Here is a 26163-nt window from a genome sequence, read left to right as displayed (position 1 = left end):
GAGGTCGACGCGGGTGTTCGGGTGGCGAGGGGGCTCAGGAGAGGCGGCGCAGCACGACGCGCTCGGCGAGGGCGACGGCGAAGAAGACGAGGAGCGAGACGGCCGCCATCACGACGAACGCCGACCACATCGTGGTGAAGCGCGACTCCATGCCGCCCTGGATCATCAGGAAGCCGATGCCGTCGCCGGTCATGAGCCACTCCGCGCTCATGGCGGCCATCAGCGCGCCGGGAGCGGTGATGCGCAGAGCGCCGAAGAGCGCCGGCAGCGCGAACGGCGCGGTGACGAGCCGCTGCGTGGCGAAGGCGCCCGCGTTCGCGCTGCGTGCGAGCAGCACGACGTCGCGCGGCGTCGATCGCGCCGCCTGAACGAGGGAGATGAGCGTCGTGAAGAACGACAGGATGGCCGCGAGCGCGACCGCGGTCGCGGCGCCCGACCCGACCAGGAGCCCGATCGCCGGAGTCAGCACGAGCAGCGGCACGGCGCGGAACGCGACCACGAGCGGCATGGCGGCGCGTTCGAGCAGCGGGAGGCTCACGATCAGCCATGCCGCGAGGACGGCGGCGGCCGTGCCGATGGCGAGGCCCGCGAGCGCCTTGGCCAGGGTGGGTGCGAGGTAGGCGAGGATCTCGGCGAGGTTCTCCCGCGCGTCGGGCGAGGTGACGAGGTAGCCCCAGACGTCGGACGGGGTCTTCGCGAAGAACGCGTTGAGCCCGAGCCCGCGCACGGCGAGCACCCACAGTCCCAGCACGACGACGACCGTGACGACGCCCGTGAGCGCACTCACGGCCATCCGATGCGCCGGGGATGACGAGGTGGGCGCGGCGGCGCGGTACTCGGTGGATCGTGAGGCGGCCCATGGCACGACGAGGTCGCGGATGCGCCCGATCGCCCAGAACAGGGCGCCCGTGAGGGCAGCGCTCGTGAGCGCGATGGCCCACACGCGGGCGGAGTCCATGGCCTCGTACGCGGCGAGCATGATGCCGCCGAGCCCCTGCCCCACGACGAGGTACTCCGACATGATCGTGCCGACGACCGCGGCGGGCACCGCGATCATGAGGCTCGAGAAGATCGACGGCAGCGCGGCCGGAAGGCGCACGCTCCAGACGGCGCCCGCTGCGCGCCCGCCGGCCGCCCTGTGCACCTCGAGCATGAGGGGAGACGCCGCGCCGAGCCCCGACACGGTGCCCATCAGCACGATGAAGAACACCGACAGGCCCGCGAGGACCGATCCCGCCGTGTGCCCCGGCGCGACGATCACGACGATCGGGGTGAGAGCGAGCGTGGGCAGGCTCTCGAGCACGATGGCGGCACGCACGACCTGGGTGAGGGCGGGCGCCCACATCGCGGCGAGGCATGCCGCGGCGACGGCGAGCGCCGCGGCGATCGCATAGCCGACGAGCGCCGAGCCCGCCGTGAGCGGCAGGTTCGCCGCGATCGCCGGCGCCGAGTCGACGAGTCCTCCGGTGATCGCGATCGGGCCCGGAAGGATGTGGGCGGCCTCGAGACCCGACCAGGCGGCGGCCTGCCAGGCGATGAGGAGCAGTCCGGCGGCGCCCAGGACGGGGCGCAGGCGCGCGACGGCCGACCGCGCGCGCGATGCGGCCGATGCCGGGCCGGGTGCCGGCCGTTCCGAGCCGACACTGCGCACGGTCTCGTCGCGCACGGTGTTGGCGTCCGGCTCGCGGCTCGCGGTGACGGCGGTCATGCCGTCTTCCGCAGCCGCTCGCCCTGCATCTCGAAGATGAGGCGCTGCACGTGGTTGGCGACGTCGGCGAACGCGGGCTCGAGCATGAGCTCGGGTTCTCGGGGCCGCGCGAACGGCACCTCGACGACCTCGACGACACGGCCGGGGTGGGGCGACATGACGACGACGCGGTCGGCGAGGAACACGGCCTCGGCGATCGAGTGGGTGACGAGCACGGTCGTCGTGCGCTCATGCATCCAGATGCGCTGGAGCTCGAGATTGAGGTGCTGGCGGGTGAACTCGTCGAGGGCGCCGAACGGCTCGTCGAGCAGCAGGAGCCGGGGGTCGGTCGAGAGAGCGCGGGCAATGGCGACGCGCTGCCGCATCCCGCCGGACAGCTGGGAGGGCCGGCGGTCGGCGAACCCGTCGAGGCCCACGAGGTCGACCAGCTCGTCGACGCGGGCGGCGTCGATCTTCCGGCGCGAGACCTGTGCGGGGAATCCGATGTTGCCGCGCACCGACCGCCACGGCAGCAGCGCGGGCTCCTGGAAGGCGATGCCGAGATCTCCTGCCGTGCGGATCTCGCGCGGCGACCGCTCGCCGATCGCGACCGATCCGCTCGTGATGCCCTCGAGGTCGGCCAGGATGCGCAGGAGCGTCGACTTGCCGCAGCCGCTCGGTCCGACCAGCGCCGTGAACGACCCCGGCGCCAGGTGCAACTCGACGCCGTCGAGCGCCGTGACCGCGTGCGGGCCCGTTCCGTAGACCTTGGTCACGTCACGGACGACGATCGCCTCGTCCATCCTGCGCGTCATGCTCGGCTCCTCGCTCCAGTTACTGACACCATGTTGTTTATTGATGTTGACGCGCGCCCTCGACATTTACAACACGATGTCGGAAACTGTTACACGGCGTTCACACGTCGCGTGCTCGCGCGTAACGACCGGCGTCGACCGTGGAGACAGGGGGACCCATGACCATCGAGCAGGGCGCAACGAGACGGCGAGTCGGACGCCCGGCGCAGATCACGCGCGAGCAGGTCGTCGCAGCGGCGGTGAGCGTCGGCATCGACCAGCTGAGCATGGTCAGCGTCGCGGAGTCGCTCGGCGTCAAGCACTCTTCGCTGTACAACCACGTCGCGGGGCGCGACGAGATGCTCGCCCTCGCCGTCGACAGGATCTTCGCGGACGCGCCGTGGCCGGAACCCACCGACAGCTGGCGCGACGACGCCACGGCGCTCGCGGTCGAGGTCTGGCGGCTCATGCGCGCGCACCCCGGGCTGGCCGGCGAGCTCGCCCGGCGGTACACGACGCCCGTCGCCCTCGACGGGCTGCGCCCGCACTACTGGGCGTTCATCGGCGAGCTGCGCGCCACCGTGTCGCGCAGCGGACTCGACCCGGTCGACGTCATCGCGCTCGCCGACATCATCCTCGAGGTCTCGTACGCCCACGGCACCGCCGGATGGCGCTCAGACGATCACGATCCCGCTGCGCTGCGCGGTGCCGACGGAGCGCTGCGCGACGCACTGGCCGCCACGCTCTCGCTGCCGCCCGAAGAGATGCTTCGGCGCAAGCTCGCGCTCATCCTGCGGGGCGCGACGCCTTCCAGTACCCCATGAACGCCACCTGCGAGCGTCGCACGGCGTGGCGGTCGACGAGGTGGCGCCGCAGTGTCGTGACGATCGCGCTCTCCCCCGCTATCCAGATGTAGCGGCCGCCGACGGGCTCGCCTCCATCGTCGAGGTCCTGGCCCGTCCGCGAGTAGATCCGCGTCTCCCACGCGGTCTCGTCGCCGGCGATGTCGACGACGTCGAGGGCTCCGAGGTCGAACTCGACGCCTGCGCGACGATCGCAGCCGCTCGGCCCCGCGAGGAGGATGCGCTCGCCCGGCTGCGCGGCGCTCGCCCACGTCGTCGCGGGGCCCGTGCTGCCCGGCTCGAGGTGCAGCACGAAGTCGATGTCGACCTCGGTGCCCGCCGACCCGGCGCGCAGCTCGCGGATGGAGTAGGTGCGCATGGGGCCGCGTTCGTCGTCGGGAAGCGCACGGTAGTCGCTCATCCACCCTGCGCCGGACAAGCGGAGCAGGCGGCCGAATGGCGCGGGGAAGATGAGCCGGATGCGCGCGTCGAAGACGTGGCCGGGTGTCCCGATGCGGTCGAGCCCGTCTCCCCCGAACGTGATGCGCACGAACGTCGGCGAGAGCCGCATGACGCGCACGACCTCGGCCGTCGCGACCTCCGACTGGGGAAGCACGGTCACGGCGTCAGCGCCCTTCTCCGAACCAGCCTCGCAGCTCTTCTACGCATGCGTCGTGCGTCGTCGGGAGTGCGAGCAACCAAAGCATACTGCGCTCAGTGTCCCATGGGCCGTGACGTTCGGCGTCGGGGATGGCCTCCCAGCCGCGAGCGGGTATGCGAGCGCCGCGACGGGTGTCTCAAGCGTCGACGCGTAGGCATGTAGCTGGTAGAGGTCTTCACGGTCGACGCCGCGCCGCCCGCCAAGGCGCTTGTACTTCGCATCGAGGACTGCGGCGGTGGACGTCTCGCCGACGACGACGTCGGGATAGAGCCGCCCGATCGTGCGCGTGGGGTCGACAGCGGACTGCGCGAGGTGTGCTGACGTATCGAGGCGCACCGGCAGATCGGTCGCCCGCGCGATGCGTGCACGACGAACAGCTCCCACAGCTCGGCGACGTCGATGAGCACGCCGTGACTGGTGTCGTCGTCGGCGGACACACCCAGCGGGTCGTCGCGGAGGATGCGCCGTGACAGCTCGGCGGCCCTGAGTCATTTGAGAGAACGAGCACGAGCACGAGCGTGATCGCGACCGTCAACCGAGGCGCCAGCCTGCGGAGCAGGACACGCCGGAGAGCCGATGAGCATAGACGCCAAGCGTGGAGTCACGCCGAGATGACGGAAGTGTGCTGGGAGCGGATTCGAAGGATCCTATTCCGCAGAGGTGGTGGCATCTCGAAGAGCGCACGACCAATCGGAGACCGGGTCAGTATCCACTGCAGCCCGATGCTCGCTCCGATGATCGCCACGACGGCGAGTACCGGCGCGGAGATCCTGAGCAGGTAGATGTCGAACACCGGCATGAGCGCATCGCGGCCGAGGAGAATCAGCCAGATCAGCGGCACGTGCATGACGTACGCCGGCAGCGTACGGCTGCCGACGAAGCCGAGAACGCGAGCGACCGGACGGATCAGGCAGAGAGCGGACATGACGGCAACGATGCAGAGGATCGCGCTGATGTCTCTCAGGACGATCGCGCCGAAGTAACCGAACAGGCTCATCCGTTCATTCTGGAAAGTATCGATCGCGACGATGGCGATCATGACCATCACGGGCGCTCGCCACCAAAGCCCTCGCCAAGATCCGAAGTAGGTGAGGGCCTGCTTCCCGTACGCGCCGAGCGCGAAGAAGAAGAGGTAGTAGAGCCCTCGCTCGACCATGGCGAGGTCGTCAGGGAAGTTCAACCGGATGGAGGCCCAGGAGATGAATGCCGTACCGGTCAGGACGATCGACGGGTGCACACGGTGGAGCGTCGTGAGGAGGACAACGTTGATCGCAAGGAACATGACGAACCACAGCGGCGTCTGGGGTGCGAAGAGCTGCTTCACAAAGCTGGGCCAGGAGACGCCGACTGGCTGGACACCTGGGAGCAGTCCGGAGAGGGAAGCGTAGACGGCGAGCCATACGACATACAGGTAGTACGACGTCCACGCTCGGAGCGCGTTGCGACGGTCCGACCATCCGGCGCGGACACGATCCGCTACCAGGAAGCCCGACAAGGCGAAGAGCACGGGGAGACGGAAGGCACCAGTGAAGGACATGACCCTCTTCCACAGCGCCATATCGGGGAACGCTTCGTATAGCGGCGGGAAGACCCAGATGTTGAGGTGTAGGAGGATGATCGCGACGATTGAGAACGCCCGCGCCGCATCCAACCACTCGAGACGTCTGGATTCCGGCATGACGGGTAATATATCGGTGATCGTCCTTGCCCCCTAATCCGTCGAGCACCGTCGGCGGCGGGACAGATGTCGGCGCGCTGGAGATTCCGTCTCAAGCGTCGCGCACGTGAGCCGCTCCTTCCGACATACGTCGGAGGGAGGGGCTGTAGGTGGAGCGCGGTGCGCTCGTCGCCAGCGCTAGCCTGGTGTATCTCGCGCCACTTGCGCTCACCCATGGGCTCGGTCGCAGCAGCAACCAGGTCCCTCTCGGCCGGGACGATACTTCTTCGTCCGCTCTTACTAGTCAGAACGAACGCATCGAGGTCGCCAACGACTGTGATCTTTCCAGGCGCGAAGGTCCGAGGCGTCTCGGTAAACAACCGCATCGGCGAAGGCACGACCGCTGCCGTGAAGGCCTTCGTCATCCGATCTACAGGGGACTAAGACGTGTAGGGACATCCCACAACGAAGATCGCGGAGAGCCGCCCACACCCTCGCTTGGTCGCACCGGAGAACACGGCCACGCCTCATCCTCGCATCCCAGGCGAACGCAGAGGGCCGGGCCCTCAGCTATGCCGGGCGACGAAGCCCTTGATCTCACGGTCGAAGACGTCGGCGCCGAACTCCTTCGCGCGCTGGCGGCAGGCGTCCGCCGACGAGGCCAGGGCGCGTTCGACGGCTGCGCGCAGCTCGCTCGGCGACTCCCAGTCGTGCACGTGGGCGCCCGTGACGCCGTCGATGACCGACTCGACCGCGCCGCCGATGGCGTTCGCGAGCACGGGGGTGCCTGCGGCCATCGCCTCGACGGGGATGATGCCGAAGTCCTCGATGGGGGCGAACACGAGCGCCGAGGCACGCTGGAGGATGGCGGTGAGCAGCGGGGTCGACGGATGGTGCACGAACGTCACGCGGCCGGGGTAGGTCTCGTCGGCGATCGCGCGCAGGCGCTCCTCGTCGGGTCCGGAGCCGGCGAGCACGACGGGCAGGTCGGCGGCGCGGCCCGTGGCGATGGCGGCTTCGAGGCGCTTGTAGGAGACGAAGCGCGAGAAGCCGAGGATGAACGCGTCGGGCAGGGAGTCGAGCACGTCGGTCTCTTGCGCGGTGAGCCGCGGTTCGGCCATGAACTCGGCCACGGCGACGGGCGGGTAGATGACCTCGGCCTCGCGCTCCCAGGTGTCGGCGATGCGCTGCGCGATGAAGCGGCTGTTGGCCGCGACGGCGACGGCCTCCTGTGCGCGGCGGCGGTCGAGGGGCTTGAGGATGGCCGAGGCGGCACGGGCGGGCAGGCTGTCTCCGCGGCCGTCGAGTTCAGGCGTCCAGATGTAGCGCGCGGGCGTGTGCGCGTAGACGAGCTTGGGGGCCTGGCGCGCGGGGCCGCCGAAGCGCGCGTGGTGGGCGAACAGGTGCGAGCTCGCGAGCACCCAATCGGGATCGCGCGGAGGCAGGTTGTGCCAGACGGAGGGCATGAACGGCAGCGCGAGCGCCTTGCGACCGCGCAGCGGCGTGTGGGCAATGATCGTCTCGTTGACGGGCTGGAAGCGGTCGCCCGCGTCGTTCCAGAGGCACCACCGCTCGGCGTACGGGAACGCCTTCGCGATCGCCTCGAACACGTTCTCGGACCCGCCCGCGGGCGAGAGCCACTCGTGCACGATGATGCCGTTCAACGCCGTCTCCCCTTGTGGTGCTGTGGAGTCGATCCTATGCGGGGGAGGATGTGGGGACGGTGTAGTGGAAGACCGACGCAGAACACCCAGCGACCGCTGCACGCCCAGCATCCGCAGGAACGGAACGACTACCGTCGGACCGGTCGTCGCACGCGTCGTCCGCTCCGGAAGCAGACGAAGCGACTCGAGCTATGCCGAGCCGGTTCAATACGCTTGTCGATGTAGGCGCCGCCTAACGTGACGAGACGCAACTCATTAGGAAGGTGGTCGATGCGCTGGAGACGAAGGGCGCGCGCAGACAGCCAACAGCCCGCCGACCAGCTTCCTCGGACTGTCGCGTCTGACGACGAAGAACACGATGACACGCCCGATACCACGCGCGCAGAGAGCGTCGGGCGGGACCATGTGACCCGGAGAGTACTGATCACCTCCCTTGCTGCTGGAGCCGGAGCTGGCACTGCCACCGCGTTCGGAGCGCTCACAGCGCCGGACCTCATCTCTGCACTCACGCAGTCGCACGGAAAACCCCTCCACGAGACGTCTCCTCACTTCGATCGGTCCCTCGACGCCGCGTCCTTGCAGGAGCAGCTCGGCGTGTACCTGCCGGAGCTGCATGCCCTGGAGGGTGATCGGGACGACCAGGCCATCCGTCGCGCAGCGATTGCAGCCAGTAAGGTCGGCGGCGGGACAGTGCTCCTCACCCGCAGCCTGTACAGGCTCTCCGCTCCGATCGCACTGAACGGATTGCGCAACATCGTCTTCGAGTCCCGCTCGGGAAGTGTGATCACTTCCGCGGGCCCCGCCGATCGTCTCTTCGCCTTCCAAGGCAGCGCCGACACAATCGGGGCAGACGGCGAACCCCTCACCGACCAGGGCGCTCGCAATGTTGAAATCCGCGGACTTGTCTTCGACGGCGGGCTGACCAACGGCGATGACCTGGACGACGCCGACTTCTACGACTTCAACGCCGACGGTGAAAGAGTCGCGTCGGGAAAGGGCCAGTTCGCGCGAGATGCCAGGGCGTATGCCGGATCCGGTGACCAGCGCGAGGGGCTGATGCGGGCGCTCTATGTCCTGGGCGACGCGGAACCCACCGTCGAGGACGCGCCAGTCTTCACGAACATCAGCGTGAGCAACGTCCGACTTCTCGGTCTCGAGGACTTGCCCATCTATCTACGGGGCGTACGCGGACTGGCGGCAGTAGACGACAGCTACGCGTACCGATGTCTGGACATCGGATTCACCAACTGTGAGAACGTCAGGTTCAATCGCAATCGGATTGAGTACTCAGCAGACAACGGCGTGTCAATCTCGCGCGGCAATCGAAATGTAACCTGTTCCGGCAATATTATCGTCAAGTCATACTACTTCGGTATCCATCTCGGCGGATTCGCCGGCCAAGCAGGCCCTCGCAACGTCTCCTGCACAGGGAACACGATAGTGCAGTCTGGATCAATTGGAATAAATCTGTATGAGGGACCGCGTGATATCACGATCACCGGCAACTTCATCTCTGACATCCACCGCGGGAGCGACGACAAGGACGTCACCGCCAGCGGATTCGCCATACTCATCAGAGGCGGGGATAGCGGTACTGCAATCGCCCGCAACATCGTCATCGTTGGAAACAACATCACACGGCCCCACCGAGCAGGTGTCGCAATCGCGCGAAATGCGGAAGACGTACTGATCTCCGGGAATTCATTCCAGCGAATCGGGCTACCTCGGACGCCCGGGGGCGAGGACATTCCGCCCAACAGCGTGCAGGCGAATTTCGCGATCGGCAAGCCGGGCGATGCAACGCTTCACGCCGCCAGCGTCAACCGCGTCATCGCCACTGCGAACGCGGTATTTGAAGACCGGGGCGCCATGCTTGAAAATTTGCTCGTGAGAACGGTATGGCGTGGCGGCGCCGACCTCAATGCCGTCGCTAATTACGCATCATTTAACGAACGTAGCAAGGATACGGCTGGAGCCATTCAACCTACGACCATGCTTCCTTCGACAAACGATGTCGGAGCACCTGCACTGCTGCCTCCCGGGTCATTGGCATACGACGAGGATCGGCGCATCGTCGTCGTCTCCGACGGAGACAAGTGGCGGAAGACGGATGGGTCCCTGGCGGAGTCATAGCTAAATACTCTTTGGACTCGCTTGACGTGAATGTACGGAAGAACCAAGATTGGTGAAGTATGAGTGACACCACGCCATCCGCGCCCCGCGGAGCGCGTACTCTCATGTTGGCGCAGATCGCGAAGGCCGCAACGCTCTTTCTCGGAGTCTTCGTTCTTTCTCGAATTCTGACGCCGACTGAATTTGGATTGGTTGCGGTTCCCATCGCCTTGGTCGGGATCGGTGAGATTCTCCGCGATCTCGGCCTGTCTGCAGCCGCTACAACACACCCAGATCTCTCACGAGAGGCCCGCGATCTATTGTTTTGGGTGAACGTCGGAGTCGCAATCGTTCTGAGCGGCGCCGTGTTACTGCTCGCACCGATCCTTGCCGACGCCTTCGACAACAACACGATCGCGACAGCGCTGCCGTGGCTGTCCATCGTTTTTCTCCTCAACGGCATCAGTGCGCAGTATCGCGCCGACCTCAACCGTCGAATGCGTTTTGGATCGATGGCGCTCGCCGATTCGTCAGGTGCCCTTGGCGGGGTCGCCATAGCCATCTTTGTGGCCCTCGCCGGAGGATCGTTTTGGGCTCTCATCGTCCAGCAGATATCGAACAGCCTGATCGTCGGCCTGGTTGTTATTGTCGCGTGCCGATGGCTGCCAGGACTCCCGCGGCGAGCCAACGGTGCGAAGAAGCTCCTCACTTTCGGGCTGAGCGTGTCGTGGTCTCAGGCCTTGATATATGCGGGCAACAACGTCGACACATTGGCTCTCGGGTACTGGTCGCCAGCACAGCAGCTCGGCTACTACACACGATCGTTCCAGCTGGCAGTGCAGCCCTTCGTCATGCTGAAGCAGCCGGCCACGGCGGTGGCGCTTCCGCTCCTCTCCCGCCGAGCGGCCGATCCCTCGACATTCTCGTCCGCCGCGGTCAGAGGCCAGAAGCTTGTGGCTTACACAATCGTCCCGGCCGCGCTGCTCCTGGCGGGAGCTGCCGAGCCGCTCGTAGCGTTGATACTCGGCGACCAGTGGCTTCCCGCAGTACCGATCGTAATCGCGCTTGCCGCGGCGTCCGCCACGCAGCAACTCGTGTCTGTGGCCAACTGGATGATGATCGCGGGCCATCAAGGAAAGGCGCTGCGGCGCTACAGCCTCGTTTCACTTGTCGTGAAAGTTGCCTGCATCGTGACCGTCGCGCCGTTCGGCCCCGTCGCCGTCGCGCTCGGCTACCTGGCCGCGGCGGTCATATCGTCGCCGATCGCATTGGTATGGGCGTGCCGCGCGACGGGTGTACGAGTCCGAGCGGTCATCCCAGGCGTCCTCCAACCTGCCGCTATCGGAAGTGCCGCAGCCGCATTGGCGTGGGTCGCCGGAAGCGCAGCGCATCAGTTCGGCCCATGGATAGCGAGCGCGTGCTCAGTTCTGGTCTTTGCACTCGTCTACGCCACGGTATCGGGAGCGAGCAAAACGATTCGAAACGACATTCGCATGGTCCTCGATTCGCTACTTCGGAGGTCTCGATGAGTGAGGATGGGACCCTCAGCGCCATCCGGTATGATTAAAGTCCTTGCTAGCCCATTGACATGGGCTCATTACGACCAAATTCGAGATCGTCAAGCCAGCCCATACCATCAAGGGAGGAGCGGTCAATGATCCTATTGACAACCGCTTACGCGAAGGTGAAGGCGAATCTCAACGAGTTCAACTCCATTCCACTTCACACCAAACTCGTGCTCGCGGCGGTTGCGCTTATGCCGTTCCAATCCGCATTCACGATCGACGTCGGCGCACCTCTGAAGGCGAGTGAGATTCTCGCTTTCGCATCCTTGATCACCCTAGCATTCACGTGGCGTCGACGGACTAGACCGCGCACCGTGAGTCCTGACATCGTTTGCGTGGCGATCCTCGGAGCTTCAGTCATCCTCGCTGCCGTCGGCCCGCTTCTCTCGGCCGAGATCAGTGCACCGATTCGCGGCACTTCCAGGAGTGGCCTCCTCGATATTCTGTTGTACACGGTTTATGGGATCTTCGCCCTGGCGATTTGGCTTCTCGTAAGACAGACCGATGCGTCACTTCTCTTGAAGGCGCTGAGAGTCTCGATCTGGCTGTGCCTCTGCGCGATCGGATTGCAGGTATGGTTCCGCTTGGCAGGGTGGGGACCACTCTTGAGCGCGGTTGGCTTCGATATGACACCACGAGGCTTGACATTCCTCGGAGCCACGTTCTCCAGGTCCGGCCCGTTCGTGGAGGGTCAGCACCTAGGCTTCTACGCTGGCGCCGTCCTGGTTGTGATGCTGTACAGCAGGAATTATGCATCGGCCGTCGCGGCAGCGGTATGCGTCACTTTCTCGGAGTCGACAACAGGTCTCGCGGGAGCCGCAATCGCGATCATCGCGGTTGTCATCTTGCGACCGAACAAGATCGCTCTCATGGCCCTAGGTGGCGCAGCGCTGGCCTCCGCTGCGGCGGTCGCTATCTCTGCAGGTGCGCGCGATTTTGTCTTCCTGCAACTGGCGAAGATCGGCCTAATAACGTTGCCTACCGGAAACCCGATGAAGAGCCTTGATGTGCGCTCTGCGAAGGCGGAGATCGCATGGCGCATGATGTGGGATCACCTACCTTTTGGCGTCGGACCCGGGCGATACGCAGTTTACTTCGGCGATTACCAGGACGCCTATAATGCACTCGACGGCGTCTATGGCAAGAGCTCACGGCCGATAGTCGAGAACGGCTATTTTCAGATCGGCGCGGAGCTCGGACCAATCGCACTCCTTGCTTTCGTTGTGCTCGTCGCCTGGCTGGCCTGGCGCTCCTGGCGGACCGCCCGCCTCCCGCTCGCGCTCATCACGTTCATCGCGATCGGCTTCGCGACGCAGTCGTCCTGGACGTTCCCGCCGATACTCATGTTGTTGGGCATCGTTGCCTCATTTGTCAGGACTGGAAGTGCGCAGCACCGTGCGCCGGCCGAACCGAGCGAGCTCTCCGATGCCCCGCCGCCTGCGACACTGAGTCGTAAGCAGTGGCGAGATCTTTTCGCCGCCGAGAAGCCATCGATGCACGAGCCTCGCCAAAATGAAGAGAATATGGAGGGGCGATCTTGAGATTGCTGCTGCTGACGAAGGATCTGTCGGATAACTCCACGGGTCGAACGTACGTGCTCTGGCTTCTCGCTCGCCATCTTGACTGGGAGGCGAAGGTCATCGCTCCAGTCCCGGGGTCAGTCTGGGGGCCTGTCGCCGAAAAAGAATTCCTCGCTGACTGTAGTGTGGTTTCTCCCAATGATCCGACTTTGGACATGCTCGCTCGAGAATCTGACCTCATCGTCGCGGTTAAACCACTTCCGAACACTTTCGGACTAGCGCTTGAGCTCAAGCGACGCACCGGAGTCCCCATCCTGGTCGACGTCGACGACCCGGACATCGACGCGATCCTCTCGAAGGGGAAGCCTCTGCGGGCGCTAGGGAAGATGCTTCGTCGAGGGAGCTACTGGCCGACTCGACGTCTCGCTGCGCTGCTACCTCGAGAAGCGGTGATGGTCTCAAACCCTGTACTGCAAGAGGCGTACGGAGGGGTCATCGTGCCGCACGCTCGACTCGACACGGGCGCGGGTGCTGAGCATGTCTCGAGTGAACCGACACTCTCCTTCGTCGGCACGAACAGGCCGCACAAGGGCGTCGAGGTGCTCCGCAAGGCAGCGCGAGCCGTTGACGGCGGGGCGCTGCAACTCACCGTGACTGATGCTGCCCCGGCCGATGCGTCTCCCAACGAACGATGGATCGGGCAAACGACTCTTCTCGAAGGGATCGAGCTCGTGAAGTCGACCGACATAGCGGTCATCCCGAGCGTCCCGACAAGCCCGTATTCGCGCGGTCAGCTACCGGTGAAGATCATCGACGCCATGCTTGCTGGTCGCGCGGTGGTGGCATCGGATTTCGGTCCGCTGGCATGGGCGCTGAGCGGCACTGGAGTGACCGTTCGCCCTGACGATCCGGCAGACTTGTCTCGAGCACTCAGCGACTTGCGAGATCCTCGCCGACGACGAGCGCTCGGCGAGCGTGCACGTGAGCGCGCGATCCAGACCTTCACCGTTCAGGCCGTCGCACCTAGCTTCGAGGCGGCATGTCGCACCGCCGCGGGTGAATGAAGGCAACCGAAGATCGGACCTGGATCTCGCGGTCAGCGGGCAGACCAAAGGAACTACACGATGACTGATCAACCAAACGGCGTTCTCATTGGCGCGTACGAGCGCGACAATTTCGGCGATATTCTCTTCTTGACGCAGACGAGGAAGTATCTGACGGTGCCAACCATCGCCGCGGCCCCTTTCTCCGCGGATACGACTTCGTACGACGGCGATAAGATCTCCGCATACCCGGAGACATTCGCGACCAGCGATGTGCGCTTCATCTGGACTGTTGGGGGCGAGGCGGGAAGCACATCGATGGCTCAGGCCGACGCGATGGCGACCGGGGCTCACGCCGCCGCCGCGCGGGGCGTACATGTTCCCGAGTTCGCGTCACCCTACATGCCGCGCCCGTCGCGATACGCGTCGACGCGACATCGCCCCTCGGTCGTCAACTCTGTCGGCGTCTCAGGCGCGGAGAGGCTTACTGGCCGGCACCGCATTGAGACGTGGGCGGCGCTGCGAGAGGCAAGTTTCCTCTCAGTTCGAGACAGGGCATCGTCTCGATTTCTCACGCGCCAGGATATTGACCATGTTGTGGCGCCCGATCTTGTGCACTCGATGCGCCTCACCAACCCTGTTGCGCCCGGCGACGGGAACATCGCCCTCGTGCAGAGCAAGGTCAAGTACATCGATGGGATCGGGGTTGATGCGTTCGCTCGTATGCTGGTCTCAGCATCGTCTTTGAAACCGTTCCACCTACGCCTCTTCTCCGCAGGCGAGGCGGCAGGGCACGATTCGACGTCGAGGCTCCACGATGTAGCGGAACGGATCAATGTCATCTCGGGAACTGTCCGCGCAGATGTCTCCACATCGATCACCGCGTCAGAGAAGGCAACTGAGATCGCTCGTGCCGGCATGTGGATCGGCACCTCGCTTCACGGGCTCATCCTGTCCACCGCATACGGCGTGCCTCGCGTTGGTCTGCTCCTGGAGAAGCTCGAGAAGTATCGGTCGACGTGGGATATCCCCTATCCCGCTCAGGTTTCCTATACCGACCTCGATCGTGCGGTGGAGGCTGCGCTCGAGATGCATCGCCCCAGTGATGCCGACCGGCTCGCAGATCGCTTGGCTGTCGCTGCGGAAGCCAACATGCTCAGGGCAGTTGAAGCAGCAGTCGACACGACGCGAGTGGAACGCTCAGAGTCGAAAGTTGAGGCGGAGCTCCGCCGCATGACACCGCGCCGGGAGGCCACGGAGAATGCGGTGAAGTCGGGACGTGCGCTTCTTGGCAAGGTGCGTCGAAGGATTCGGGGCTGAACGTCAGGGGGGGAGGTCGCTGCTGACTGCCTGTGCCGCCAATCATCGTGACGATGGCGGTTGCGCACGTTGACGCCGAGACGCTGGCCTAAGCGCCCGAGCACCTCGCTCGCATCGACCTACCCCTGACCTTCCTCACCCCTCAGGTTTCAGCCTCAAGAGCCGCTTCGAGTTCAGGTCGGAACGCTTCAGTGCCGAAAGAACGCGTGAGCGGTACCGACACATGATGAGAGTCTCGGTACGCGGGTATGCCGCCGATCACCGCGTGGCAGCGGTCATCGCAGAAGACGTTCGTGTAGTCCACGAAGTGCAGCCTCTCATCGTCGATCTGTCCAGCTGCACGCTCCAGCAGAGTCTGCGTCACCGCCTGCTCGCGAGGCCGTGAGCAGGGGTCAACAGATCCGACGCCATCCTCCAGAATGCAGTCGACGATCGTGCCCTCGAGGCGTGGAGTGTCGTTGAGGACGATGACGGTCTTGCCTGCGTCGAGCCAAAGTTGCCATGCCTCCACGTAGCCCGACCCGTCGTCCTTCTCACCGTCAGCGGTGCGGTACGAGTCCGCCCATGCGGATGTCACGACGACATCGATGGTGGGATCATCAGCAATTCCGTGGATTGCCGGCTCCTTCCAGTTCTCGCAATCCTCTCGATCAGCGCCGTCCTTGGCGAAGATGTCGAGATCGAGGGTAGGAGGACACCCCGCTCGAAAATATGTGCTCACATGCATGTCGAGATCCCGAGCCGTCGCCCTGATGGCGTCGCGCCAGACCATCAGATGTGAATCCCCGATCAGGGCGATCTCACCCGCTACATCAGCGGCGGCAACGTCCTCGCGACATATACGGACCACACCTTCACCGCGCTCCTCATTGGTGCAAGTCAACGCGCCCAAGACATCGTCCTCCTCATTGAGTGTCTCGTCCGGCGAGGCGTTGAGGTACGAGGGGTCTGCAAGCACATGCGAGGATGCACACTCGGCACCACTCAGAACGGCTTGAGCGCCAAAGCACTCGGGACCGGCTGACTGAGCCTCTTCGAGAAGGCTTTGGGCGGCGGCCTCCGCCCGTTCCGCGGCGACGTGAACACCTCCCACGAGTCCGCCTCCGAGGACCACGACCGAGACTACGGCCCCGGTGAGAATGACCTTCGGCGAGACTGACCGCAGCACGCGGAACCGAACGGGATCCTCCACGTATCGTTTCGTGACGAATGCGAGAAAAATCGTAAGAGCAAGGATCGACACTTTATCAATTGCGCTGAGCCAGGTCCCAAGAAGGTATGGCGCCGCGACGATCAGCGGGAAGTGCCAGAGATAGGCGGAGTAGCTCACATCGCCCAGCCATTGCACGGCTCGAAGGTTCGTCAATGGTCGGGGCGTAATCTCGCCCTCTGCTTCACCGATCACGATGACGGCCGCGGTGGCGATAACTGGCAGAAGAGCGGCCCACCCAGGTACGCCGGAGCTCGGATCGAATACAAACACGCACAAGATGAGCAGCACCCACGCTAGCCAGAGGATCACAGATCCAACCCGAGCCCAAGTGGCTTTGACCGCAGGAAGGAGCGCCAACAAACCTCCGACCGCGAATTCCCACGCGCGCGCGGTCGTTTCGAAGTAGATCGCCTCCGGTTTTTCTCCGACCCCCCAGATCGCATACGCGAACGAGGCAATGGCGACCGATCCGATCACCGTCAGCAGCGCTTGACGGTGTCGCCCGCTCATCTTCTTCGCCGCGACAGCGAGGGCTGCCGCAATCAGAACTGGCCATACGAGATAGAACTGCTCTTCGACGGAGAGCGACCAGTAGTGAACAACGAGCGTCTGACTCGACTCTTGCGCGAAGTAGTCGAGTGACCCCATCGACAGCGCCCAGTTCAAGACATATGCCGCGGCCCATCCGATCTGCGTGAGGTCGTCCTGCCGCGCTGCCTCAGGGATGATGGTCACCGCGATGACTGCGGACACGAGCAGAACCAGAAGAGACGCGGGTAGGAGCCGCTTCGCCCTACGCGCCCAGAATGCACTGAATGAGATGCGCCCGGTCTGCGCATGCTCTCGCAAGAGATGGGCAGTGATCAGGTATCCTGATATCACAAAAAAGACATCGACCCCGATGTATCCCCCGGGGGCGTGCTCGGGCCACAGATGGTTCAACAGCACCGCCAGCACTGCGTACGCACGAAGCGCTTGAATGTCCGTTCTTATGCCAGCTGCAGGGGTGCTTGCCACCAGGACAGACTATCGGCCATGCCGTCTTCGATGCGACGTCGACCTCTAGCGAGACACGACCATGGCGCCTTGTACAGGAGAAGCGCAGCGATTACCTGCTGACGATCAGCGACAAAAGGCCCTGTACGTACGCCACGGCCATCGCGCGAGCAGAACCGACAGAGTCGCCAGCGAGCCCGCGGGCACGCGCCACCCGCTTGTTCGCCGCGGCGCGCATGCGCATCGGTCGCATCATCTCGATCTTGATCCCGAGAGAATCCGCGTAATGCGCCCGAATCGCTTCCTTCGCGCGAAGTGCAGATATGGCGGAACGCGCGGACTTTCCGCCGGCCATTTCATAGCGCATGGAAGGAAGGTCGTGGCGCACGATCTCTCCGGCGAGACTCAGCCGAATGAGAAGCTCATAGTCTTCTGCATAGCGAGGACGCAGCGCGGCGGGATCAAGTGAGCTAGAGACGCGCAGTGCGCGCGTGCGCAAGACAGCGGCCCCCGGTGGCCAAGGACCGTAGCCGACCGTGAGTAGAGTCTCGGTGGTCACATCGGTGTACGTCTGAGGGAGAAGTGATCCCTCGCCATCGCCGACGAAGCCGATCACACGTCCCGCGGCCACGGCGAGCCGCGGGTCTGCGGAGAGTAGTTCGATCGAGCGTCGCACGCCGGCCGCAATGACCTCGTCATCCGCGTCGAGGAACGTGACGTACTCCTCGCGGACGAGGTCAGCACCCGCTGACCTCGCTGCCGATGCTCCGGAGTTCTCCTGCTCCACCACCTCCGCCCCAGCCCGACGAGCCGCATCGGCTGTGCCGTCCGATGAACCGTCGTCAACGACGATGACGCGATGTGCGCCAGCGCCAAAAGCAGAGGTGATCGCGCGTCGAATCGTCGCTTCTGCGTCGAATGCAGGGATGACTACGGCGTAGCTCCCACCCGCGTCGGTCATGCCGTCGCCCCACGAACGGCGATCTCGGAGACGATCTTCGCTCGTGACTCCGCGATGCTGTCTTTCGCACGCAGGATGCGCGCGTCATAGTCTGCGCGAACGGCTGGATCCTCGAGGAGCGCGCGGGTCTGCGCCGCTACCGTCTCCACATGGAAGTGATTCACCGTATGCACCCATGGACTGATCCCGAGGTCACCGAAGGCGCCGAACCCCTTGCGCTCATACGCCAAGTGGACGACGTAATGCCCGGCTGCAAGCGCCATCAGTGCGGCATGCAATCGAACCGCGACGACGACTCGGGGGCGAGCTCCCGCTGACATGAGCTCGCTTCGCTCGACGGTCTGGCGCGGGGCCAACGTAGCCGCAGCGGGACGATCGTCGTTGCCCCCCACCGTGCTCTGAACGTAGCCATCGTACGGAGACAGTCGCTCAGCAAGGTGGTAGATGTCGGGGTTGATCTTTCCGTGGACGGCTCGAATCGACAGCACTGGAACGGGATCCACAGCCATACCGAGCTGACGACCTCGCACGACAGCTGCTGTCGCGAGGTCTGGTCGCCTTTCGACGCTCGGACCACCGACCTCCGCGACCGTCCGATCGTCGCGTGCCATCACGGTGTCGATCCGACGGAGCGTGCGCCGCAGCCACGTGCGCGTCCCAAAACGCGCGGGCCCGATGCTCTGCGGCAGATAGATCGTCGGAGCGGTCGTCCGGGCGGCCGCTCGCAGCTGAGGCGCATGCACCAGCGCTGTCTTCAGGGTCTCGACGATAGTTCCAGCTCGGAGATATCCGCCACCGACCGCGACGACGAGATCATAGTCATCGATTTCTCGGAGCACGGCGCGGGTCTCCACATTCCACCCGCGCTTCGTGGGGACTGTCGGGAGCGCACGAACCCGGAGATCCGTGAAGGTCTCCGGGCGCGAAGCCAAGAGGGTGATGTCGGTGTCTGCCCCCAGCGCGTCCTCGATGAGATCGAGGGTCTCCCTCACAAGCAGGCCGTCACCAGCGTTCTCGGCAGAGTATCCGTGGAGCACCAGTACGCGAACGGTCATCGGAGGACCTCCTTGTAGACCTCGATGTGCTTCTGGACGCTGGCTTCCCACGTGTACTTCGAAGCCCAGGCCTTCCCCTCCGCACGGCACTGTTCGCGCGCCTCCTCGTCAGTCACCGCACGCACGACCCCCGCCGCGATGGCGTCGACATCGTCGGCGTCGTCGAAGCGCAGCGACGGCCCTGCAACTTCGGCGAGCGAGCCCCGATCTGAGGTGATGACCACAGCGCCGGCCGCGAGCGCCTCAACGACGGGAAACCCGAACCCTTCGTAAAGGCTCGGAAAGGCGAACACCTCGCATGCTTGCATGAGAGCTGTTCGGTCCTCATCCGAGACGAAGCCGAGACGCACGACGTCTGGCGATGAATCGATCACCGCGAGCGACTCGTCCGCGTTCCACGCGGGTTTGCCCGCGATCACCAGTTTGATGCCCAGAGAACGGACGCTCGGCGTTGCGAAGGCCTGCACCAGGGCGCGAAGGTTCTTCCGCGGTTCGATGTTCCCCAGATAGAGCGCGAAGTGTCCGGGCAGCTTTGCCCGTATCTCTGCGGAGAGCTGGACAGGATTCGAGAAGCGCGCGAGATCAATGCCGTGCTCGATGACCGTCAGTCGATCCGTCCTGACACCGAAGACTTCACGAATGTCGGCCGCGCTCGAGTTCGAGACGGTGATGACGTGGTCGGTGGAGTCGATCGCCTTCTGGACACGAGTGCGCCAGACCTTCTCCTGACGGGCGTTGCGTGCGACGCTGATCCATCTGCTGGCGACGCCGTGCACAGTGACCACCGAGGGGCGCTTCGCTCTCAGAAGCGGGCCGGTGTCTGCCACGTAATGCAGGATGTCTCCTGCGGCACCGCGTTGAATTCCCGTCCAAGTCTCCTGTGCCATGGTCAGCACTGGATGAGGGTGAGCCGCGATGCGTCCGACCTCGATTCCCCGCTGTGCCAACCCATCTGCGATATGGCGAGCGTAGGTCGTATTGCCGCCTGTATGGCGATCGAGGATGCGGCTCGGCATGAGCACTCGCATAAGCGTCTCCCTCAGACCGAGGCGTACAGCGCGCGTAGAGCGTCTCGCTGGGCCGTGCGGTTCATGGTCTCATTAAGGTGCTTCGCCGCAGCGACAGCCTGCTCGTATGCAGGCCCTCGCTCGAGGATATCGAGGATCAACTGAGCCGCTGCCGTGGGGGTCTTGGCCTCTGGGATCCCCATGCCATCGAAGGGCGGGATCGATCGCACAGCGATCGGATGCTCGAACGCGGCGGCATCGAGGACGCTCAGTGGAAACCCTTCGTAGCGTGCCGAGTGAAAGTACACGCCGGGTCGGGAGAGAGCTGCCGCCAATTGATTTCCGTTGAGCCATCCGAGGATCTCAACGCCCGCCGCTCGCAGTTCGCCGAGCATCCGCTCGATCTTCGAATCGGGCTCACCATCCACATCGCCGAGCCACTGGAAACGAACATCCGGCGACTGCGCACGCACGAGCTTCGCGACTTCGGCGAAGTATGCGGGGTCCTTTTGCGCCGTGACGCGGCCGATCATGAAGACGGTACGGGCCGTCTCGAAGCGTGTCGCCGGGTGCTCGCGCGACGGTTCAACGGTCGCGACGTTCGGCAGGAAGGTCGTCTGAGCGTTCGGATCGAGCGACTTCGCCAGATCGTCTTCGTGTGGAGAGAGAACGACCGTACGCGTCGACCGTCGGGCGAGCACGCGTTCAGCCAATCGGTAGATAGATCGCAGCACCGCAGGCTGGTGACGGTCGTCGAACTTGTAGCAATGGGGTTCGTAGAGAATCGGCGCCTCGATTCGAGCGAGTCGGGTGTAGACGCCTCCGAAGCTCGAATGAGCGTGAACGATATCCGGCTTGACCTCGTTCACGACGGCGGTCACCCGCTGAATCGCTGCCAGTATGGACTTCGGCGATTGCGGCATCTCGTGAACGCTTGCGAAAGGAAGAGTCGGATCGGGTACTTCGTTGCCGGCCCAGAGCAGATGATGCTCAACGTCCGGCGCCAGTTCGATCAACGACGCGATCGCCCTGCTGATCCCCCCCGCGTACACCTGGGTGACGTGCAGAACCTTCTTCGCCGTCACGTGGACCCACCAACTCCTAATCGCGGGCCGAGATTTTCCCCCACCACGTGGGGACACGCTAGCAAACGCGACTGGGGAACGACCTGGTGGACATCTGCCCGTGTCGCGCGGTCGCATCAGGCCCTCGCGCATGCGCGAGTCTCGAGGATCGCGAGCTTCACGGGTTCTCGCCAGCCTCGGAACTATGCTGGGCAGACAGAGTCCGACGTGACGGCTGACCTGACGTGCATGCACGCGGTCGCCCGCGCCGCAGGCAGGAGTCCCGACAGATATGAGCGCCCGCAGGAGAAACGAGCCTCGGATCTCAACTGAATCCGATGAGAGCGCTCGGAGGCAGCGTCGTCGACGCCTCATTCGACGCTGGATCGGATGGGGCGTGCCAGCGCTTCTACTCGGCTGGGCGATCGTCCTCGGGCTGAGCGCCTATAACGCGTACAACGCGCTTCGCGATGTCATCCCGCTGGCCTCGGACATCCAAGCCAAGGTCGGGGCGGGTGACAGTGCTGGAGCACAGAGCGCGGTCGATGAGGTGGCCGAGAAGACGGGAGTCGCTCGTACCAGCACAGACCACCTCCTCTGGCGGGGTGTCGAATGGATTCCGGGCATCGGCGATGACATCCAGTCAGTGCGCCTGGCCGCAGCTGCGGCAGACGATCTTGTGACGGGAGCTTTGAGGCCATTCGCGGCGGTGGATATCGCCGCTCTGAGTCCCGTGGATGGCGCGATCGACCTCGAAGCCGTCAGATCGTTGGCTGACCCCGTCTCGCAAGCAGCTGTCGCGACCGAAGAGGTTCAGATCGACCTCTCCGCGATCGACGAGAGCACACTCCTTGGGCCTGTTGCTGACGCAGTCGGTCAGCTTACGGGCGCCGTGGCGACGCTCTGGCCCACGCTGAACCGCATCGACACGCTGATGCCGCACCTTCCGACGATGCTCGGCGCAGATGGTCCTCGAAGCTACCTTGTCCTCGTCCAGAACAACGCGGAGGCGCGGACGACGGGAGGGAATCCTGCGTCCGTCATGATGCTGACGGCCGATCAGGGCCGCCTCGCCATCACTCAGCAGGCCTCGTCCGCCGACTTCAACAACGGCCGAGACACTCCGGTGACGACTCTGAATGAGTACACCGAGTTCCTCTACGGCGACCGCGTGGGGCGCTGGATTCAAGACACGACGATGAGTCCGGACTTCCGACAGACCGCGAGCCTCGTCCGTGCGTTCTGGCAGGAGAGCTTCGGCGATCCCGGAGTCGGTGTTCTTTCCATCGACCCTGTCGCGCTCGGATACATCCTCGAAGCGACCGGCGGGATCGACCTGCCGGATGGAACCACTCTCAATGCGGATAACGCCGCAGCCACTTTGCTCAACGGCGTCTATTTCAAGTACCCGAACAACAATGCTGTCGACCGAGCCGCGCAGGATGCATTCTTCGCGGCAGCGGCCGGAGGAGTATTCTCCCAGATCACGGGCGGCTCTGCGGATATTATTCAGCTTGCTCAGGCGATCGGCAAGGCATCTGGCGAAGGTCGGATTCTCTATGCGTCGAGTGACCCTGTCGAGGCACAGGTGGTCGAGGGCACAACTCTCAACGGCCCGCTTCCGGCTTCGAACCTCGACTCGACGGCGGTCGGAGTGTTCATCAACGACACAACCGAAGGCAAGCTCGACTATTACGCCGATCTGAGCGTCAACGCTGCCGTGCAGGGGTGCTCGGAAACCACGGCTCCGACGTTCACGACGACGGCAACCTACAACTACACGCTGAAGAACTCGGACGTCGCAACGCTCCCCGAGTACATCTCCACGGGCGTCTTCTTCCCCAAGGGCGTGAAGGCGACCGACGTGGTCTTCTATGGACCCGTGGGTGCGACCTGGACCTCTGCGAAGGTCGACGGTGTTGAGATTCAGCCCGACGCCGGTACGACCGACCAGGGAAGACCGGCCGTTCGAATTCGAGTTCAGAATGAGCCCGAGACGTCGCACACGTTCGAGATCGTCTTCACCGGTTCCGAGGGTGAAGACTATGGCCCCCTCGATGTCGTTCACACTCCACTCGTGAATGCAGTGCCGGTGGAGCTAGACGCGGCATCCGGTTGCGACTGACCAGGGGTCATGGACCAGACAAAGCCAATCAAGGGAGAGTCAGTCGCGATGAAGTTGAGTGTGGTGGGGTGCGGGTATCTGGGTGCGGTGCACGCGGCGGCGATGGCGTCGTTGGGGCACGAGGTCGTGGGTATCGATGTGGACCCGGGGAAGATCGGGAAGCTGTCCGCGGGTGAGGCGCCGTTCTTCGAGCCCGGGCTGCCCGAGATCCTCGCCGATGCTCTCGCGTCGGGGCGGTTGTCGTTCACGACCGACATCGCCGCGGCCGCGGACGCGGAGGTCCACTTCATCGCCGTCGGCACCCCGCAGCGCAAGGACGGCACGGGCGCTGACCTGACCTACGTCGACTCCTCCGTGCACAACCTCCTCCCCCACCTGCGCCCCGGCGCGCTCGTCGTGGGGAAGTCGACCGTCCCCGTCGGCACCGCGGGCCGTCTCGCCGACCTCGTCGCGCCCACCGGTGCGCACCTGGCGTGGAACCCCGAGTTCCTCCGCGAAGGGTTCGCCGTGAAAGACACCGTCGAACCCGACCGGCTCGTGTACGGTGTCCACCCCGACACCGCCGACACCGACACCGCGACCCTCGACGCCGTGTACGCCACCGCGCTGACCACCGGGACACCGCGGATCGTGACCGACTACGCCACCGCCGAGCTCGTCAAGGTCGCCGCCAACAGCTTCCTCGCCACGAAGATCAGCTTCATCAACGCGATGGCCGAGATCGCCGAGACCGTCGGCGCCGACGTCACCCAGCTCGCCGACGCCATCGGACACGACAACCGCATCGGACGCCGCTTCCTCAACGCCGGCGTCGGCTTCGGCGGCGGCTGCCTCCCCAAAGACATCCGCGCGTTCACCGCCCGCGCCGAAGAACTCGGCAAAGGCGAATCCGTCGCGTTCCTCAAGCACGTCGACGAGATCAACCTCCGCCGCCGCCAGAGAGTCGTCGACCTCACCGTGAACAGCTTCGACGACCACATCAACGGCCACCGCGTCGCCGTCCTCGGCCTCGCGTTCAAACCCGACAGCGACGACACCCGCGACTCCCCCGCCCTCGACGTCGCCGTCCGCCTCAAAGGCCTCGGAGCCGACGTCATCGCCTACGACCCCGAAGCCATCCCCAACGCCCGCAAAGCCCACCCCCAACTCCACTACGCCGACACCCTCGACCACGCCCTCCAAGACGCCGAAACCATCGTCATCGTCACCGAATGGGCACAATTCCGCGACCTCGACCCCACCCTCACCCGCACCAAGGTCGCCCGCCCCGTCATCATCGACGGCCGCAACACCCTCACCCCCACCACCTGGCAGAACGCCGGCTGGACCTACCACGGCATGGGACGCTGAGCGGGAGCTGGCCTACATCGCCCCCTCCTCCCTGCCGCTCGAAGTGCGGAGCCCTGGGGCTCCTCTCCCCGTCTCTTGCGGCGACTCACCACCGCCCCGCTAGCATCGAGACGGTGACTTCCGGGGGGATCGACGCATGGCGAGCAGCACGATGACGGGTTCGAGCGCACGACGCTGGTCGCGGACGCATCGGTGGGTCGCGGTCCTCGCAACCGCACTCGCGATCGGCGGCCTCACTGCTACCGCCCCGATCACGCCGGTGCCCTCCGCTGTGGCGGCGAGTTCCGCACCTGATCCCGACGACAGCCGGCCCATCTACCGGTTCTGGAGCCAGGGCTACGACAACGCCCACTTCTACACGCTCGACCACTCCGAAGCGCAGAACCTCCACACGAAGGACGGCAACTGGGCGTACGAGGGAACCGACTTCCGAGTGTGGCCGGTCGAGTCGGGCAGGTGCCCCGCCGGCACGTCGCCCGTCCACCGGTTCTGGTCGTCGACCTACACGTCGCACTTCTACACGATGAGCGCGACCGAGGTCGAGCGCGTGCGCAGCACAGACTCCAACTGGAGCTATGAAGGAGTCCGCTTCTGCTCCGCCCAGGATCAGAGCGCCGGGACGACCGCCGTCCACCGCTTCTGGAGCCCTTCGTTCCACAAGCACTTCTACACCGCGAACGCCTCGGAAGCGCAGAACCTCCGCGACAACGACCCGAACTGGAACTACGAGGGCGTGGCCATGTACGCCCCGACCTCAGGCGCCGGCTCCGCACCGATCACGGGAGCCGCCGCACCCCGCGTCGGCTGCCAGTCTCCGGAGCTTCCGGCTGCCCTTGCCGCGAAGAACGCCGGGCGCATCACCCAGCTCTTCGGAGGCGCGGGCGCTCTCCGCGATGCCATCGCCGCCGGCCGCGCCGACTGCCTGCCGTTGGACGACCCGGCACTCCCCTGGGTCGTCGTCAACAAGCAGCGCGCGATCTCGCCGCTCAGCTACACACCGCCGTCGCTCACGGTGCCCTCGTCCTCGCTCGTCGACGGCGGCATCCGCTCGGACGCGATCGGCTCCTTCGAGCAGCTGCAGCGCGACGTCGCGAACAGCGGGGCGGGACGAATCGCGCTCACGAGCGGCTATCGCTCCTATGCGACGCAGGCGGCCATCCACCGCAACCAGGTCGCGCTGCTCGGCCAGGTCGAGGGTGAGCGTCTCGCCGCGCGCCCGGGCCACAGCGAGCATCAGCTCGGCCTCGCCGCCGACGTCGTCGCCTGCGGAACGAACGGCTGCGGGTCGCTCTACTCCTTCGCCGGCACCGCTCAGGAGACCTGGGTGCGCGACAACTCCTGGAAGTACGGCTGGATCGTCCGCTACGAGTCGGGTCAGACCGGCACGACGGGCTACAACCCCGAGCCCTGGCACCTGCGTTACATCGGCGTGGATCTGGCCCGGGTCTATCACGACGGCGGCTACCACTCGCTTGAGGCGTTCTTCGGGCTGTCTGCTGCCCCTGACTATCCCTGAACGCCACCGAA

General features: G+C 64.9%; 20 protein-coding genes. 9 read left to right on the top strand and 11 right to left on the bottom strand.

Annotated features, from left to right (window positions below):
• Nucleotides 1–34: 34 nt before the first annotated feature.
• The gene (locus tag ACWGPF_RS06470) at nucleotides 35–1708 is read right to left on the bottom strand and encodes an ABC transporter permease (protein ID WP_452332046.1); all 1674 of its coding nucleotides are present in this window, start codon (nucleotides 1706–1708) and stop codon (nucleotides 35–37) included.
• Entirely contained in the window at nucleotides 1705–2568 is an 864-nt protein-coding gene (locus ACWGPF_RS06465) for an ABC transporter ATP-binding protein (RefSeq protein WP_452332045.1), read from the bottom strand. The genes ACWGPF_RS06470 and ACWGPF_RS06465 overlap by 4 nt, the downstream gene beginning before the upstream one ends.
• Before the next feature lie 92 nt (nucleotides 2569–2660).
• On the opposite strand from ACWGPF_RS06465, the gene ACWGPF_RS06460 reads away from it, so the two are divergent.
• A complete protein-coding gene (locus tag ACWGPF_RS06460; protein ID WP_452332044.1) occupies nucleotides 2661–3305 on the top strand; it encodes a TetR/AcrR family transcriptional regulator in 645 nt (214 codons plus the stop codon).
• Here the strand turns inward: ACWGPF_RS06460 and ACWGPF_RS06455 are convergent.
• The 4 genes from ACWGPF_RS06455 to ACWGPF_RS06440 form a co-directional block, all read right to left on the bottom strand.
• Nucleotides 3268–3945: a siderophore-interacting protein gene (locus ACWGPF_RS06455; RefSeq protein ID WP_452332043.1), complete on the bottom strand. Its 678-nt coding sequence runs from the start codon at nucleotides 3943–3945 to the stop codon at nucleotides 3268–3270. The genes ACWGPF_RS06460 and ACWGPF_RS06455 overlap by 38 nt on opposite strands.
• Before the next feature lie 39 nt (nucleotides 3946–3984).
• Nucleotides 3985–4476, bottom strand: a complete 492-nt coding sequence (locus ACWGPF_RS06450) for a 5-methylcytosine restriction system specificity protein McrC (protein WP_452332042.1) — start codon at nucleotides 4474–4476, stop codon at nucleotides 3985–3987.
• A 109-nt stretch (nucleotides 4477–4585) separates the two neighbouring features.
• Nucleotides 4586–5662, bottom strand: a complete 1077-nt coding sequence (locus ACWGPF_RS06445) for an acyltransferase family protein (protein ID WP_452332041.1) — start codon at nucleotides 5660–5662, stop codon at nucleotides 4586–4588.
• Nucleotides 5663–6207: 545 nt separating this feature from the next.
• Nucleotides 6208–7305, bottom strand: a complete 1098-nt coding sequence (locus tag ACWGPF_RS06440; protein WP_452332040.1) for a glycosyltransferase — start codon at nucleotides 7303–7305, stop codon at nucleotides 6208–6210.
• A gap of 576 nt (nucleotides 7306–7881) precedes the next feature.
• Between ACWGPF_RS06440 and ACWGPF_RS06435 the strand changes: the two genes are divergently transcribed.
• The 5 genes from ACWGPF_RS06435 to ACWGPF_RS06415 all read left to right on the top strand — a co-directional run bounded on the left by ACWGPF_RS06435 (nucleotide 7882) and on the right by ACWGPF_RS06415 (nucleotide 14865).
• Nucleotides 7882–9438 (top strand): right-handed parallel beta-helix repeat-containing protein, encoded by a 1557-nt coding sequence (locus tag ACWGPF_RS06435; protein WP_452332039.1) that lies wholly within the window; start codon nucleotides 7882–7884, stop codon nucleotides 9436–9438.
• 59 nt (nucleotides 9439–9497) lie between these two features.
• Nucleotides 9498–10946: a lipopolysaccharide biosynthesis protein gene (locus ACWGPF_RS06430; protein ID WP_452332038.1), complete on the top strand. Its 1449-nt coding sequence runs from the start codon at nucleotides 9498–9500 to the stop codon at nucleotides 10944–10946.
• Between the two features lie 125 nt (nucleotides 10947–11071).
• The gene (locus ACWGPF_RS06425) at nucleotides 11072–12523 is read left to right on the top strand and encodes an O-antigen ligase family protein (protein ID WP_452332037.1); all 1452 of its coding nucleotides are present in this window, start codon (nucleotides 11072–11074) and stop codon (nucleotides 12521–12523) included.
• Nucleotides 12520–13566 carry a glycosyltransferase family 4 protein gene (locus tag ACWGPF_RS06420; protein WP_452332036.1) on the top strand — a complete coding sequence of 349 codons (1047 nt, stop codon included), beginning with the start codon at nucleotides 12520–12522 and terminating at the stop codon, nucleotides 13564–13566. Before ACWGPF_RS06425 ends, ACWGPF_RS06420 begins: the two co-directional genes overlap by 4 nt.
• Before the next feature lie 60 nt (nucleotides 13567–13626).
• A complete protein-coding gene (locus ACWGPF_RS06415) occupies nucleotides 13627–14865 on the top strand; it encodes a polysaccharide pyruvyl transferase family protein (RefSeq protein WP_452332035.1) in 1239 nt (412 codons plus the stop codon).
• Between the two features lie 142 nt (nucleotides 14866–15007).
• On the opposite strand, the gene ACWGPF_RS06410 is transcribed toward ACWGPF_RS06415, so the two are convergent.
• The 5 genes from ACWGPF_RS06410 to ACWGPF_RS06390 form a co-directional block, all read right to left on the bottom strand.
• Nucleotides 15008–17095, bottom strand: a complete 2088-nt coding sequence (locus ACWGPF_RS06410) for an acyltransferase family protein (protein WP_452332034.1) — start codon at nucleotides 17093–17095, stop codon at nucleotides 15008–15010.
• A 91-nt stretch (nucleotides 17096–17186) separates the two neighbouring features.
• Nucleotides 17187–18035, bottom strand: a complete 849-nt coding sequence (locus ACWGPF_RS06405) for a glycosyltransferase family 2 protein (RefSeq protein ID WP_452332033.1) — start codon at nucleotides 18033–18035, stop codon at nucleotides 17187–17189.
• Nucleotides 18032–19090 carry a polysaccharide pyruvyl transferase family protein gene (locus ACWGPF_RS06400; RefSeq protein WP_452332032.1) on the bottom strand — a complete coding sequence of 353 codons (1059 nt, stop codon included), beginning with the start codon at nucleotides 19088–19090 and terminating at the stop codon, nucleotides 18032–18034. Before ACWGPF_RS06400 ends, ACWGPF_RS06405 begins: the two co-directional genes overlap by 4 nt.
• Complete coding sequence (locus tag ACWGPF_RS06395; RefSeq protein ID WP_452332031.1) at nucleotides 19087–20106, bottom strand: glycosyltransferase family 4 protein; 1020 nt, start codon at nucleotides 20104–20106, stop codon at nucleotides 19087–19089. The genes ACWGPF_RS06400 and ACWGPF_RS06395 overlap by 4 nt, the downstream gene beginning before the upstream one ends.
• A gap of 23 nt (nucleotides 20107–20129) precedes the next feature.
• Nucleotides 20130–21182, bottom strand: coding sequence for a glycosyltransferase (locus ACWGPF_RS06390; protein WP_452332030.1), 1053 nt, complete (start codon nucleotides 21180–21182; stop codon nucleotides 20130–20132).
• Between the two features lie 376 nt (nucleotides 21183–21558).
• Between ACWGPF_RS06390 and ACWGPF_RS06385 the strand changes: the two genes are divergently transcribed.
• From ACWGPF_RS06385 to ACWGPF_RS06375, 3 genes are all read left to right on the top strand, one after another.
• Complete coding sequence (locus tag ACWGPF_RS06385) at nucleotides 21559–23286, top strand: DUF4012 domain-containing protein (protein WP_452332029.1); 1728 nt, start codon at nucleotides 21559–21561, stop codon at nucleotides 23284–23286.
• A 48-nt stretch (nucleotides 23287–23334) separates the two neighbouring features.
• The gene (locus ACWGPF_RS06380) at nucleotides 23335–24636 is read left to right on the top strand and encodes a UDP-glucose dehydrogenase family protein (protein ID WP_452332028.1); all 1302 of its coding nucleotides are present in this window, start codon (nucleotides 23335–23337) and stop codon (nucleotides 24634–24636) included.
• A 271-nt stretch (nucleotides 24637–24907) separates the two neighbouring features.
• Nucleotides 24908–26152, top strand: a complete 1245-nt coding sequence (locus tag ACWGPF_RS06375) for a D-alanyl-D-alanine carboxypeptidase family protein (protein ID WP_452332027.1) — start codon at nucleotides 24908–24910, stop codon at nucleotides 26150–26152.
• Nucleotides 26153–26163 lie beyond the last annotated feature (11 nt).

Source organism: Microbacterium sp. NPDC055683 (genome assembly GCF_053617895.1).
This window is presented reverse-complemented; position numbering and strand designations above follow the sequence as displayed.